12 protein-coding genes are annotated in these 12,650 nt (G+C 70.4%); 7 read left to right on the top strand and 5 right to left on the bottom strand.

Annotated elements, in window-relative coordinates; translation table 11 throughout:
* The first annotated feature begins 61 nt into the window (after nt 1–61).
* The 7 genes from dtd to hemC all read left to right on the top strand — a co-directional run bounded on the left by dtd (nt 62) and on the right by hemC (nt 6,905).
* Nucleotides 62–502, top strand: a complete 441-nt coding sequence (gene dtd / locus ON759_RS06950) for a D-aminoacyl-tRNA deacylase (RefSeq protein ID WP_271679645.1) — start codon at nt 62–64, stop codon at nt 500–502.
* 106 nt (nt 503–608) lie between these two features.
* Nucleotides 609–2,462, top strand: coding sequence for an RNA polymerase sigma factor RpoD (rpoD, locus tag ON759_RS06945; protein ID WP_271679644.1), 1,854 nt, complete (start codon nt 609–611; stop codon nt 2,460–2,462).
* 99 nt (nt 2,463–2,561) lie between these two features.
* Nucleotides 2,562–3,026 carry a copper chaperone PCu(A)C gene (locus tag ON759_RS06940; protein ID WP_271679643.1) on the top strand — a complete coding sequence of 155 codons (465 nt, stop codon included), beginning with the start codon at nt 2,562–2,564 and terminating at the stop codon, nt 3,024–3,026.
* A 459-nt stretch (nt 3,027–3,485) separates the two neighbouring features.
* Entirely contained in the window at nt 3,486–4,322 is an 837-nt protein-coding gene (locus tag ON759_RS06935) for a hypothetical protein (RefSeq protein ID WP_271679642.1), read from the top strand.
* Between the two features lie 54 nt (nt 4,323–4,376).
* A complete protein-coding gene (locus tag ON759_RS06930; RefSeq protein WP_271679641.1) occupies nt 4,377–5,048 on the top strand; it encodes an alpha/beta hydrolase in 672 nt (223 codons plus the stop codon).
* Nucleotides 5,049–5,125: 77 nt separating this feature from the next.
* Nucleotides 5,126–5,857 carry a LytR/AlgR family response regulator transcription factor gene (locus ON759_RS06925; RefSeq protein ID WP_271679640.1) on the top strand — a complete coding sequence of 244 codons (732 nt, stop codon included), beginning with the start codon at nt 5,126–5,128 and terminating at the stop codon, nt 5,855–5,857.
* A 133-nt stretch (nt 5,858–5,990) separates the two neighbouring features.
* Nucleotides 5,991–6,905, top strand: a complete 915-nt coding sequence (gene hemC / locus ON759_RS06920) for a hydroxymethylbilane synthase (protein ID WP_271679639.1) — start codon at nt 5,991–5,993, stop codon at nt 6,903–6,905.
* A gap of 18 nt (nt 6,906–6,923) precedes the next feature.
* On the opposite strand, the gene ON759_RS06915 is transcribed toward hemC, so the two are convergent.
* The 5 genes from ON759_RS06915 to ON759_RS06895 are packed head-to-tail and all read right to left on the bottom strand — an operon-like array spanning nt 6,924 to nt 12,609.
* Nucleotides 6,924–7,559: a DUF481 domain-containing protein gene (locus ON759_RS06915; RefSeq protein WP_271679638.1), complete on the bottom strand. Its 636-nt coding sequence runs from the start codon at nt 7,557–7,559 to the stop codon at nt 6,924–6,926.
* Nucleotides 7,560–7,600: 41 nt separating this feature from the next.
* The gene (locus ON759_RS06910) at nt 7,601–8,566 is read right to left on the bottom strand and encodes a dimethyl sulfoxide reductase anchor subunit family protein (RefSeq protein ID WP_271679637.1); all 966 of its coding nucleotides are present in this window, start codon (nt 8,564–8,566) and stop codon (nt 7,601–7,603) included.
* A gap of 55 nt (nt 8,567–8,621) precedes the next feature.
* Nucleotides 8,622–8,966, bottom strand: a complete 345-nt coding sequence (locus tag ON759_RS06905; RefSeq protein ID WP_345780546.1) for a YbjQ family protein — start codon at nt 8,964–8,966, stop codon at nt 8,622–8,624.
* Between the two features lie 11 nt (nt 8,967–8,977).
* Nucleotides 8,978–9,724, bottom strand: a complete 747-nt coding sequence (locus tag ON759_RS06900; RefSeq protein WP_271679636.1) for a 4Fe-4S dicluster domain-containing protein — start codon at nt 9,722–9,724, stop codon at nt 8,978–8,980.
* On the bottom strand, nt 9,721–12,609 hold the full coding sequence (locus ON759_RS06895) for a molybdopterin oxidoreductase family protein (protein WP_271679635.1): 2,889 nt from the start codon (nt 12,607–12,609) through the stop codon (nt 9,721–9,723). Before ON759_RS06895 ends, ON759_RS06900 begins: the two co-directional genes overlap by 4 nt.
* Nucleotides 12,610–12,650: the final 41 nt, after the last annotated feature.

Below are 12,650 nucleotides of genomic sequence, written 5' to 3'. Positions count from 1 at the left end.
GAGCGGCGTCGGCCGCGACCAGACCGCGGTGGCGCGCCTTCCCCGATGCCTACAATGGGCCATGCTCAGCCTCATCCAGCGCGTCTCGTCCGCCTCGGTCAGCGTCGACGGCGAGGTGGTCGGCGCGATCGGCCCCGGCCTGCTGGCGCTGGTCGGGGTGGAGCCGGGCGACGGCGAGGCGCAGGTCGCGCGGATGGCCGAACGCCTGCTGGGCTACCGGGTGTTCGCGGACGAGGCCGGCCGGATGAACCGCTCGCTGGCCGACACCGGTGGCGGGTTGCTGCTGGTCAGCCAGTTCACCCTGGCGGCCGACACCCGCTCGGGGATGCGCCCGAGTTTCACCAGCGCCGCGCCCCCCGACGATGCCGAACGCACGTTCAATGGCCTGGTTGCGGTCTGCCGCGCGCGCCATGCGGCGGGGGTGGAAACCGGCCGGTTCGGTGCCCATATGGTGGTGAGCCTGGTCAACGACGGGCCGGTGACCTTCCTGCTGCGGCCCTGACGGCGCAAGCTGAACGCGCCGGCCGGGCAGGCCCCGACCCCGGCTGGTATAATGCTGGGTTCCCTCGCGTCGTTCGACGCACCCCACCGACACGGTAGCCCGATCCATGGCCAACGAACGGCAGACAGCCCCGCAATCCGACATCAAGCTCCTGATTTCCAAGGGGTTGGAGCAGGGTTACCTGACCTACGCCGAAGTCAACGACCACCTGCCCGACGACATGGTCGACCCGGAGCAGATCGAAGACATCATCGGCATGATCAACGGCATGGGCATCGAGGTGCACGAGGTCGCGCCCGACGTCGAGACCCTGTTGCTCGCCGGCCAGCAGGCCGGTGGCCGCGAAGTCGACGAGACCGCCGCCGAGGAAGCCGCGGCCGCGCTGACCTCGCTCGACACCGAGGGTGGCCGCACCACCGACCCGGTGCGCATGTACATGCGCGAGATGGGCACGGTCGAGCTGCTGACCCGCGAGGGCGAGATCGCCATCGCCAAGCGCATCGAGGAAGGCCTCAACCAGATGATGTCGGCGCTCGCCACGTTCCCATGGTCGACCGAGCTGCTGCTGGAGGACTACGAGCTGCACAAGGCCGGCAAGAAGCGCCTGGCCGAGATCGTGGTCGGCTTCAACGATGGCGAGCCGGAACCCGAGCCGGTCCCGGTGGCGCCGGTCGAGGCCGACGATGCCGCGGAGGACGACGAGGACGAGGCGACCGACGGCGACGCCGAGGAAGCCGGTCCGACCGGGCCGGACCCGGCCGAGGTCGCCGCGCGCATGGAGGCGCTGGCCGCCGCCTATTCGCGCTTCCAGAAGGGCTACGCCAAGCAGGGCCCGGAGGCCAAGGCGGTGCTGAAGGCGCGCGCGGAGATCGCCGAGATCTTCATGACCCTCAAGCTGCCGCTGCCGCTGACCGACACCCTGGTGCGCAAGCTGCGCGACGTGGTCAACCAGGTGAAGGACCACGAGCGCCGCATCCTCGACCTGTCCACCCGCGTCGCCAAGATGCCCCGAAAGGATTTCATCAAGGCCTGGGAAGGCAACCAGACCAACCTCGAGTGGGTCGACGAGCTGCTGAAGCGCAAACAGAAGTGGGGCTCGGGCCTGCGCGACGTCAAGGACCAGGTGGTCGCCGAACAGGAGGCCACCATCGCCATCGAGAAGGCGATGCAGCTGTCGCTGGCCGACCTCAAGGAAATCAACCGCGCGATGGCCTATGGCGAGGCCAAGGCGCGCAAGGCGAAGAAGGAGATGGTCGAGGCCAACCTGCGCCTGGTGATCTCCATCGCCAAGAAGTACACCAACCGCGGCCTACAGTTCCTCGACCTGATCCAGGAAGGCAACATCGGCCTGATGAAGGCGGTCGACAAGTTCGAATACCGCCGCGGCTACAAGTTCTCGACCTATGCGACGTGGTGGATCCGCCAGGCGATCACCCGCTCGATCGCCGACCAGGCGCGCACCATCCGCATCCCGGTGCACATGATCGAGACCATCAACAAGCTCAACCGCATCTCCCGCCAGATGCTCCAGCAGTTCGGCCGCGAGGCCACGCCGGAGGAGTTGGCGAAGGAGATGGACATGCCCGAGGATAAGATCCGCAAGGTCATGAAGATCGCCAAGGAGCCGATCTCGATGGAGACGCCGATCGGCGACGACGAGGATTCGCACCTCGGCGACTTCATCGAGGACACCAACGTGATGTCCCCGATCGACGCCACCACCGACATCAACCTGACCGAGACCGTGCGCAACGTGCTGGCCGGGCTGACCCCGCGCGAGGCCAAGGTCCTGCGCATGCGCTTCGGCATCGACATGAACACCGACCACACCCTGGAAGAGGTCGGCAAGCAGTTCGACGTCACCCGCGAGCGCATCCGCCAGATCGAGGCCAAGGCCCTGCGCAAGCTGCGCCACCCGAGCCGTTCGGAGACGCTGCGCAGCTTCCTCGACATCGACTGAGCGCTGCGCCCGTCGCGACACGCAAGAGCCCCGCTCCGGCGGGGCTTCGCGTTTGCGGGCGGCGTACACTCCGGCCACTGTCAGCGAGGGAGTGCTTCCATGCGCGGGTTCGCAGCGTCCATCGGGGTGTCGTTGCTGTTGTTCGGTTGTGCCAGCACGCCGCCAGCGCGGTCCATCGCCATCGACCACATGATCATCCCCGCGGTCGCCGAAGCGGGTGGCCCGGTCGCCGCCTACGCCGGCTTCGAGAATGCCGGCGCGCCCGACCGCCTGCTCGGCATCGAGTGCGCGTGCGCGCGGTCGGTCGAATTGCATCGGGTGGTGCGCGATGCAGGCGGCGGACGCATGGAAACCGTGTGGCCACTGACGCTGCCGACCGGCCGCACCGAGGTCAAGCCGCCCGGCATCCCGCTGCACTTCATGCTGATCGACACCAACCGCCCCTTCGTGGTCGGCGAGCGCGTGCCGATGCGGCTGCGCTTCGAGCGCGCCGGCACCATCGAGGTGAGCTTCGAGGTGACGACCAACAGCCAGGATGGTTGGGCAGGCTGGGTGCGCAAGTAGGCTGGGGTGCGTCTGCTACGATGGCCCCACGGGCCTATAGCTCAATGGTTAGAGCAGGGGACTCATCGAAAGGTGCCGCCGCGCAGGAATGCGCGGACGGGAACGGGATGAATTCAGGGAACCCTTAGCGGTTCGGCCGATGGCAACCCTGAGCCAAGCCGGCGGTACACCGCCGGAAGGTGCAGAGACTACCTGGGGGCTCCAGCGCCCTTGATCACAGGCTCGAGCGTCCCGCACCCCATCCGCCTTCGATGGCGAAGGGTGAAGAGATAGTCCGCGCCGGAGGGAAATCTCCGGGAAACGCGAATCCCTTGGTTCCAGGTTCGAGTCCTGGTGGGCCCACCAACCGTGACCAACGCACGCGATCGCGGGACGGACCGCATCGCGTGCCGCCGCATCGGCCATGCACGCCTCGGCGCTGGCTAGCATCCATAGCCAACGCCACCACAGGGATGTCGCATGTCCAAGCCGCTCTCCGCGTTCGCGCTATGCGCGCTGGCGCTGCCCGCCGTCGCCATGGCCGACGAATGCGAGGCCAACTTCAAGAAGTCGGGCAACCCGATCGTGATGACCACCTACAGCAGCGCGGTCACCGTGCCGAACCTGTCGACCGGCGATGCCTTGTTGCAGATGCGCGGGATCCTGGTCGCCGAGAAGATGGACGTCATCGCCGAGAACCGCGAGGAAGGCACCCTGCTGGTCGAGCAGCGGCAGAGCGACAAGGCCCGCCCGATCCCGACCACGATCAACGTGAGCACGGTGCCGGCCGGCACCCGCATCGACATGGCGGTGAAGATGGAGCGCGGGGTGTTCTCCAAGGTCGAGCAGATCCGCCCCTACATGTGCGGCCTGCTGGCCAAGGTGAAGGGCGGCAAGGAGGGCATCGCCGCGGCCAGGCGTGGCGCGGGCGCGGACAACACCGAGGCGACCGGCAACCAGGACGTGTTCGCGTTCTCGCGGATGATCGCCAACGAGGCGAACAAGAACGCGATCGCGGTCAACGCCCGCCACAAGGGACGCAAGTACACCCTGAGCGGCCGCATCGAGACCCTGATGGAGGATGGCGAGGACTACAACCTGATCTTCGAGGTGCCGGAGATCCGCGACATGGTGATCAAGCCGTTCCCGCACGAGGCGCAGTTCAAGGTCAGCGTGTCCTGCTTGTTCAAGCCCGACCAGCTCACCACCGTGCTGGCGATGCGCGAGGGGCAGAAGGTCAAGCTCACCGGCACGGTGATGAAGTACGACAACTTCCGCCGGGTCATCTGGCTGGAGAATTGCACCAAGGCGAAGTGACGCCGCGCCCGGGCGGCCCGGCATAATGCCGGCGACCGTTCCCCGGGGGCTGCGATGACGCTGGACACTGTCGAACACGAGACCGGCGCGCAGCCGCGCTGGAGCGTGCTGTGGCTGCATGGCCTGGGCGCCGACGGCCACGACTTCGCGCCGATCGTGCCGGAGCTGGTGCGCCGCGAATGGCCGGGGCTGCGCTTCGTGTTCCCGCATGCGCGGGTGCGCCCGGTCACCATCAACGGCGGGATGCGGATGCGCGCGTGGTACGACATCCGCGACCTCGACCTCGCCCATCGCGCCGACCTCGAGGGCGTGGCCGCGTCCGTCGCCGAGGTCGAGGCGCTGGTCGCGCGCGAGGAGGCGCGCGGCGTGCCGCCGGAGCGGCAGCTGCTGGCGGGCTTCTCGCAGGGCGGGGCGGTGACCCTCGCCGCGGGCTTGGCCCGTGCGCGCCCGCTGGCCGGCCTGGTCGCGCTGTCGACCTACCTGCCGATGGGCGCGTCGCAGGCGCAGGCGGCCTGCGCGCCCCAGGCCCCAGCGCAGCCGGTGTTCATGGCCCATGGCCAGTTCGATCCGGTGGTGCCGCAGCGCGGCGGCGAGGCGGCGGCGCAGGCCTTGCGCGCGCTCGGCTTCGGCGTCGAGTGGCGCACCTACCCGATGCAGCACGCGGTCTGCGCGGAGGAGATCCGCGACCTCGGCGACTGGATGACGGCCCGCTTCGCGGCCGGCTGACGTGGTCGTGGCGGCGGGCGCGGGCTACCATGGCCGCGTCCGTGGCCTCCGGGGGCAGCGCGATGGGGACTGAACCGATGCGGGTGCTGATCGCCGACGACGAGCCGCTGGCGCGCCAGCGGCTGCGCGCGCTGCTCGCGGCCCAGCCCGGCGTGGAGGTCGTGGGAGAGGCCGTGGATGGGGGCGAGGCGGTGCATGCTTGCCTGGAACGGCGACCCGACCTGGTCCTGCTGGACATCTCCATGCCGGGCATCGATGGACTCGAAGCCGCGCGCCACATGGCGACCTGCCAGCCCCGCCCCGCGGTGGTGTTCTGCACGGCGCACGATGCGCACGCCCTGTCCGCCTTCGATGCCGAGGCGATCGATTACCTGGTGAAGCCGGTGCGCCCCGAGCGCCTGGCCGCCGCGCTGGAGCGGGTGCGGACCTTCGTTGCCGGTCGTGGCCGCCAGGCCCGGGCAAGCGCCGATGCCGGCACCCGCACGCACCTGTGCGCACGGATCCGCGGGACCTTGCGGCTGATCGCCATCGACGACGTGCGCTACCTGCAAGCCGAGGAGAAGTACGTCGTCGTGCACCATGCGCGCGGCGAGGACCTGATCGAGGAATCGCTGAAGTCGCTGGAGGGCGAGTTCGCGGACCGCTTCGTGCGCATCCACCGCAACTGCCTGGTCGCGCGCAACGAAATCCTCGAACTGCGGCGCGCGCCTGATGGCCACACGCAGGCGGTGCTGCGCCATGGCGACCATCCGCTGGAGGTCAGCCGGCGCTGCGTGGCGCAGTTGCGGGACACGCTCCGGCACCTGTGAATCGACGCCCTCCCTTTCGCGAAGCGAAGGGGAGGGTCGGGATGGGGTGCGCCGTGGACTTGCGCAAAGCGCCACCCCCTCCCGGCCTCCCCCTGCTACGCAAGGGGAGGAGGTAAGCGGCGATAATGCCCGCATGACCACGTTGCGCATCGCCACCCGCAAGAGCCCGCTCGCCCTCTGGCAGACCGAGCATGTCGCCGACCGCCTGCGCGCCGCCCATCCCGGCCTCGCGGTCGAGCTGGTGCCGCTGAGCACCCGCGGCGACGAAGTGCTGGACCGTTCGCTCGCGGCGATCGGCGGCAAGGGCCTGTTCCTCAAGGAACTGGAACTGGCCATGCAGCGCGGCGAGGCCGACTGCGCGGTGCATTCGCTCAAGGACGTGCCGATGGAGCTGGAGCCGGGCTTCGCGCTGGCCGCGATCCTGGCCCGTGCCGATCATGCCGATGCCTTCGTCAGCAACCGCTTCGACGGGATCGGCGCGCTGCCGCCGGGTGCCTGCGTCGGCACCTCGTCGCTGCGCCGGCAGGCGCAATTGCGCGCGCTGCGCCCCGACCTGCAACTGCGCGACCTGCGCGGCAACGTGAACACCCGGCTGGCCAAGCTGGATGCCGGCGAGTACGACGCCATCGTGCTCGCCTGCGCCGGCCTGCAACGGTTGGGCTTCGATGCGCGGATCCGTGCCCGGCTGGATGCGCCGGGCTGGCTGCCGGCGCCCGCGCAGGGTGCGATCGCGATCGAATGCCGGGCCGGCGACGACGCGGTGGCGGCCCTGTGCGCACCGCTGGACGATGCCGCGACCCGCGCCTGCGTCGGTGCCGAGCGCGCGATGAACCAGGCCTTGCACGGCAGCTGCCACGTGCCGGTGGCGGCGTACGCGCGGCGCGATGGCGACCGCCTGTGGCTGCAGGGGCTGGTGGGCTCGGCGGCCGATGGCCGGGCGGTCCGCGCCGATGGCGAAGGCCGCGTCGATGCGCACGAGCGGCTGGGCCGCGAGGTCGCGGAGGCGTTGCTGGCGCAGGGCGCGCGCGCGCTGATCGACGCCGGCTGATCCCGGCGTCGCGCCGGGTCAGAACGCGTAGCGTAGGTTGAGGGTGGCGTCGGTCTGGTTGCGCCCGGCGACGTCGCTGTCGCGCCGCATCTCGACGCCGGAGCTCAGCACCAGGCCGGGCTGCAGGGCGAGTTTCACTTGCAGGCTGTTGCGCAGGAAGGTGCCGTGCTGCCCGGCTTCCACCCGCGTGGTCTGCGACAGGCGCGTGCGCTCGCCGAGCGCCTGCTGCCATTCCAGTTGGCCGCGCAGGACCGGACCGGTGCCGGCGATGCCGTCGTCGGCATAGGCCTGCAGGCGGAAGCCGGTGTCGAAGGCCAGGCGCAGCTGGGTGCCGGGCGGTGTCTCCGCCTGCACGCCGTATTGCAGGCCGACGCGGGCATTGCTGCCCTGCGGCTTCATCCAGTCGCGGCGCTGCGCATCGGCCAGCAGCAGGCGGACGCCCGAGCCCGGCAGGTCCTGGCCGTCGATGCGGCGCTGGCCACCCGGGATCGCCGCCATCGCCGAGGCGTTCCACTCGCCGGACAGGCAGCGCGCCGGCTCGCAGCGCGGTGGCGCGAGCACGCGCTGCACCACCACCGGTTGCGGCAGTGCGACGGGGGCCTGGTCGATGACGGCGGGCGGCGCGATGAAGGCCAGCCACAGCAGGGGGAGCATGGGCGGTCGACGGGACGGGACGCCGCGATTCTAGCGCGGCCTCAGTAGTACAGCGTGACCACGTGCCGCGCTTCGGCGAAGAACAGCCAGCGCTCGACCACCGCGCCCAGCAGCACGATGGCGGCCGCAAGCGGCCACGCCCAGGGCGCGCTGGCAGCGTGGATGCCCGCGATCACCAGCAGCGCCAGCGGCAGCAGCGCGAACAGGGCGACGGCGACGCCACGCAGCAGGCGCGCGTGGCGGCGCGCGACCACGAACGCCATTTCACGGGTAACGAAGTTGGCCTCGGTGTGCGGGCGTTCGAACACCGCGGCCTGCCGCTGCGGCAGGCCGAGGGCCGCACCGCGGCTCGGCATCGCCAGTCCACGGTCGAGGTCGCGCCAGTAGCGCCACTTGACCGCCAGCAGGGCGGCCGCAAGCGCCACGCAGGCCCACCACAGGCCCCCGCTGGCCAACGCGCTGCCGGTGAAGGTCGGCAGCAGGAGCGCCCCCTGCAGCAGCGCGAAGCCGAGGTAGGCCGGCACCACCAGGCGGTGCGACCAGGCCGGGATCGGGCGTAGCGAGGCATAGATCATCGCGGTGCTGTACACCGTGGCCAGCGCCAGCAGCGCCAGCAATGCCGCGGCGAGCCGCAAGGCGAGCGGCGGCATGCCGCTGCGACCGGCGAGGAACACCGCGCCCATCGCCAGGAAGCAGGCCACCGCGAGCACGCCTTCGCGCGACAGCCATGAAGTGCGCCATTGAGAAAACGCGCGCCAGGCGCGTGCCGGCTTGCCGAGGTGCAGGAACGAGCTCGCCAGGCCCGCCGCGACCAGCCCCGCCGCGAGCAGCAGCCCGATCGCCCAGCCGATCCCTTCATACAGGCCCGGCGGGCCGCCGAACGCGATGCGCAGGCCCAGCCAGCACCACAGCCCGAGCCCGGCGCCGCTCAGCGTGGTGAAGACGATCACCGAGAACGCGGGGTTCATGCGCTGCACGCCCCCGGGCCGCCGCAATGCGTCGCGCATGGACGGAGGGGCCAGCCGGCGTGGCCGCGCGGCATGCGAGGAAGCCGGTCCGCCACTACTCGATCACCACGGCGGTACCGGAGGCGCTGACCATCAGCATCGAACCGCCGTCCTGGATCTGGATGGTCTCGTAGTCGAGGTCGACGCCGACCACCGCGTTCGCGCCGCGCTCGCGCGCCGCCGCGACCATGTCCTCCAGCGCCTCGGTCTTGGCCGCGCGCAGGACTTTCTCGTAGCTGCCGCTGCGCCCGCCAACCAGGTCGCGCAGGCCGGCGAACATGTCGCGGAACATGTTCGCGCCGAGGATCGCATCGCCACCGACGAGGCCGCGGTATTCCACGATGCGGCGTCCTTCGATGCCGTGGGTGGTGGTGATCAGCAGGTCGGGGGCCTTGGCCATGGCGGAGTCCTTCAGCGCTTGAGGAGGCGGTTGAGCCAGCGTGCCGCCAGGCTGGCGGCGTTGGCGGGAGTGGTGTCGGGCGTGGTCGGTGCGGCGTCGCCGGCACGCCGCAGTCGCGGCGGCAGGTAGCGGTTGGTCGGGGCGTAGCCGAGTTCCGGCATCGGCGCCACGCCGCCGCGCTCGGCGACCAGCCGCGAGACGTCGGAGTCGGGATCGCCGAGGTCGCCGAAGTGGCGGGCGCGGGTCGGGCAGGCCTGCACGCAGGCCGGCTGCCGGTCCGCTGCGTCGAGCTTGTCGTTGTAGATGCGGTCCACGCACAGCGTGCATTTCTTCATCACCCCCTCGACCGCGCTGTACTCGCGCGCGCCGTAGGGGCAGGCCCAGCTGCACAGCTTGCAGCCGATGCACTTGTCCTCGTCGACCAGCACGATGCCGTCCTCGGCGCGCTTGTAGCTGGCGCCGGTCGGGCACACGGTGACGCAGGCCGGCGTCTCGCAATGCAGGCAGCTGCGCGGGAAGTGGAGCGTTTGCGCCGGTTGCCTGGTGGCTGCATCGGCTTCCAGCTCGTAGCTGTGCACGCGGTTGAACCACACGCCCTGCGGCGACTCGCCATACGGGCGCTCGTCGGTCAGCGGGCCGGCGATGCCGCCGGCGTTCCATTCTTTGCAGCTGGTCGCGCAGGCATGGCAACCGACGCAGGTGTCGAGGTCGATCACCAGGCCGAGCTTCTTCTTCGACGGCGGCGGCAGCGCGGTCATCGGCGGCCTGCCTCGCGCCGTGCGCGGAAGCCCGCGCCGTAGCGCAGCGGACGGTCGTCCGCTTGGTCGAACCCCAGCGGCGCGAACTGCGGCGCGCTCTCGTCGCGGGCCTCGACCTTGCGGATCGCGACCCGCAGGTCGAACCATGCGGCCTGCCCGGTCACCGGGTCGGCGTTGGCGTAGTCGCCCTTCGGGGTCACGTCGGAAATCAAGTGATTGAGCAGGAAGCCCTGCCGGCCCTCCGGGGCGTCCTTCGCCAGCCGCCACGCGCCCTTGCGCTTGCCGATCGCGTTCCAGGTCCAGACCGTGTCCGCTTGCACGTTGGCGGCGAACTTCGCCTGCACGGTAATCGTGCCGTGGTGCGAAGCGACCTCGATCCAGTCCTCGTCGGCGATGCCGTGGCGCGCGCCGGTGTCCGGATGCAGGTAGAGCCAGTTGCGCGCGGCGATCTGCCGCAGCCACGCGTTCTGGCTGCCCCACGCGTGGTACATGAACATCGGCCGCTGGGTCACGGCATTGAGCGGGAAGGCCTCGCGCGAGGTCTGGTCGTGCTCGAACGGCTCGTACCAGATCGGCAGCGGATCGAAGTACGTGGCGACACGCTCGCGATGCTCCGCCGGTGGCTGGTGCGCACCGTGTCCCTGCGCCGCAAGGCGGAACTTCTGCAGGGTCTCCGAATACAGCTGCAGCACGATCGGTCGGTCGTCGGGCACGAAGCCGAAGCGCTGGGCCCATTGCAGGTAATCGCGATTGGCCATCTTGAAGTAGCGCGCAGACTTGGGCACCGGCGCATGCCAGAAGCCGCCGTGTTCGATGTAACGCTGCAGCTGCTCGGGATTCGGCGCGCCCTTGCCTTCCTGCGTGCCGTCCTCGCCGCGCCAGCCGGCCAGCAGGCCGACGCCCGGCGCGCGCTCGTGGCGGACGATGTAGTCGGCGTAGTCGCGGTACTTCGGGCTGCCGTCCGCATGCACCAGGCCCGGCAGGCCCAGGCGCGCGCCGAGTTCGATCAGCACCGACTGGAAGCCGCGCACGTCGCGCGGACGGCCATCGGCCCCGGGTTGCGTCGCCGGGTCGAACACCGGGTGGCGGATCGCGTCGCTGGCGGCATCCGCGTCGCTGATCGGGCGATCCAGCAGGCTGATCGCGTCGAAGCGTTCGAGGTAGGTGGTGTCCGGCAGCACCAGGTCGGCGTAGGCCACGGTCTCCGAGGCGTAGGCATCGGAATAGATGATGCGCGGGATCCGGTACTCGCCGTTGGCATCCTTGTCGGTGAGCCAGGCGATGGTCTCGCGGGTGTTCATCGCCGAGTTCCAGCCCATGTTGGCCATGAACATCAGCAGGGTGTCGATCTTGTAGGGATCGCCGGCCCAGGCGTTGCGGATGACCGTGTGCATCATCCCGTGCGCGGACAGCGGGTACGCCCACGAGTAGGCGTGGTCGATGCGGCGCGGCTGGCCCTGCGCATCGACGACGAGGTCCTCGGGCCCGTGCACGAAGCCCAGCGGCGCGGCATCCAGCACGCCTTCCGGCCCGCGCGCCTTGCCAGGGCGGTTGCCCGGCGGGACCGGCTTCGGGAACGGCGGCTGGTAGCGGAACGAGCCCGGTGCATCCACCGCGCCCAGCAGCAGTTGCAGCAGGTGCAACGCGCGGCAGGTGTGGAAGCCGTTGCTGTGCGCGCTGATCCCGCGCATCGCATGCATCGCCACCGGGCGGCCTTCCATCGAGGCGTGCGCGCGGCCCCAACTGTCGGTCCAGGCGATCGGCAGTTCCAGCTTGCTGTCGAAGGCGGCCTCGGCCAGTTCGCGTGCAATGCGGCGGATGGTGTCGGCGGGGATGCCGCAGCGCTCGCTCACCGCATCCGGCGCATGGCGCGGATCGAGGTAGCGATCCACGACCCGTTGGAACACCGGTCGCGCGGTGCGGCCGTCGGCCAGTGCGTAGGTGCCGACCACGGCGGGGGCGATGTCGATCGCATTCGCATCGGTCGCCGCGTTGGCCCGCGCATCCCAGCACAGCGGGTTGCCATCGGCGTCGCGGGCGAACAGGCCGTCGTCGGCGCCGCCAGGGTGGTCGACCACCAGCCAGTGCGCGTTCGCGTAGCGCACCAGGTAGTCGAGGTCGATGCGGTCGGTCCGGAGCAATTCATGCACCAGGGCGAAGGCGAACAGGCCGTCGGTGCCGGGACGGATGCCGATCCATTCGTCGGCGATCGCGCCGTAGCCGGTGCGCACCGGGTTGACCGCGACGATCTTGGCGCCGCGCGCCTTCAGCTTGCCCAGGCCGAGCTTGATCGGGTTGCTGTCGTGGTCTTCGGCCACGCCCCACAGCATCAGGTAGCGGGCGTGGTCCCAGTCGGGCTCGCCGAATTCCCAGAAGCTGCCGCCGACGCTGTACAGCCCGCCCGTGGCCATGTTCACCGAGCAGAAGCCGCCGTGCGCCGCGTAGTTCACCGTGCCGAATTGCTGCGCCCACCAGCCGGTCAGTGCCTGGCTCTGGTCGCGGCCGGTGAAGAACGCGAGTTCATCGGGGTTGCGCTCGCGGATCGGCTTCAGCCACGACACCGCGATGTCGAGCGCCTCGTCCCATTCGATCTCGCGGAACTCGCCCGCGCCGCGTTCGCCCACCCGCAGCAGCGGCTTGCGCAGGCGCGCCGGCGAGGCGTGCTGCATGATCCCGCTGGCCCCCTTCGCGCACAGCACGCCCTTGTTGACGGGGTGGTCGGGGTTGCCCTGGATGTAGCGGATCCTGCTCTGGCCAAGCGCGTTGTCCTGCAGCCAGACCTTGATGCCGCAGCGGCAGGCGCACATGTAGCAGGTGGTCGCCACGACCTCGTCGCCGGGCGAGGGCGAGAGGTCGATGGCGGGTTCGCGCGGCGCGGCGGTCATGCGGGCATTGTGCCCGCCGCGCCCCGGCCTGGACACCTCGG

The organism is Thermomonas mangrovi (assembly GCF_028201335.1).
Lineage (GTDB): Bacteria > Pseudomonadota > Gammaproteobacteria > Xanthomonadales > Xanthomonadaceae > Thermomonas > Thermomonas mangrovi.
This window is presented reverse-complemented; position numbering and strand designations above follow the sequence as displayed.

Excerpts from the sequence above, each read along its gene's own strand:
- dtd (WP_271679645.1), top strand. The coding sequence starts at position 62 with ATGCTCAGCCTCATCCAGCGCGTCTCGTCCGCCTCGGTCAGCGTCGAC.
- rpoD (WP_271679644.1), top strand. The coding sequence starts at position 609 with ATGGCCAACGAACGGCAGACAGCCCCGCAATCCGACATCAAGCTCCTG.
- ON759_RS06940 (WP_271679643.1), top strand. The coding sequence starts at position 2,562 with ATGCGCGGGTTCGCAGCGTCCATCGGGGTGTCGTTGCTGTTGTTCGGT.
- ON759_RS06935 (WP_271679642.1), top strand. The coding sequence starts at position 3,486 with ATGTCCAAGCCGCTCTCCGCGTTCGCGCTATGCGCGCTGGCGCTGCCC.
- ON759_RS06930 (WP_271679641.1), top strand. The coding sequence starts at position 4,377 with ATGACGCTGGACACTGTCGAACACGAGACCGGCGCGCAGCCGCGCTGG.
- ON759_RS06925 (WP_271679640.1), top strand. The coding sequence starts at position 5,126 with ATGCGGGTGCTGATCGCCGACGACGAGCCGCTGGCGCGCCAGCGGCTG.
- hemC (WP_271679639.1), top strand. The coding sequence starts at position 5,991 with ATGACCACGTTGCGCATCGCCACCCGCAAGAGCCCGCTCGCCCTCTGG.
- ON759_RS06915 (WP_271679638.1), bottom strand. The coding sequence starts at position 7,559 with ATGCTCCCCCTGCTGTGGCTGGCCTTCATCGCGCCGCCCGCCGTCATC.
- ON759_RS06910 (WP_271679637.1), bottom strand. The coding sequence starts at position 8,566 with ATGCGCGACGCATTGCGGCGGCCCGGGGGCGTGCAGCGCATGAACCCC.
- ON759_RS06905 (WP_345780546.1), bottom strand. The coding sequence starts at position 8,966 with ATGGCCAAGGCCCCCGACCTGCTGATCACCACCACCCACGGCATCGAA.
- ON759_RS06900 (WP_271679636.1), bottom strand. The coding sequence starts at position 9,724 with ATGACCGCGCTGCCGCCGCCGTCGAAGAAGAAGCTCGGCCTGGTGATC.
- ON759_RS06895 (WP_271679635.1), bottom strand. The coding sequence starts at position 12,609 with ATGACCGCCGCGCCGCGCGAACCCGCCATCGACCTCTCGCCCTCGCCC.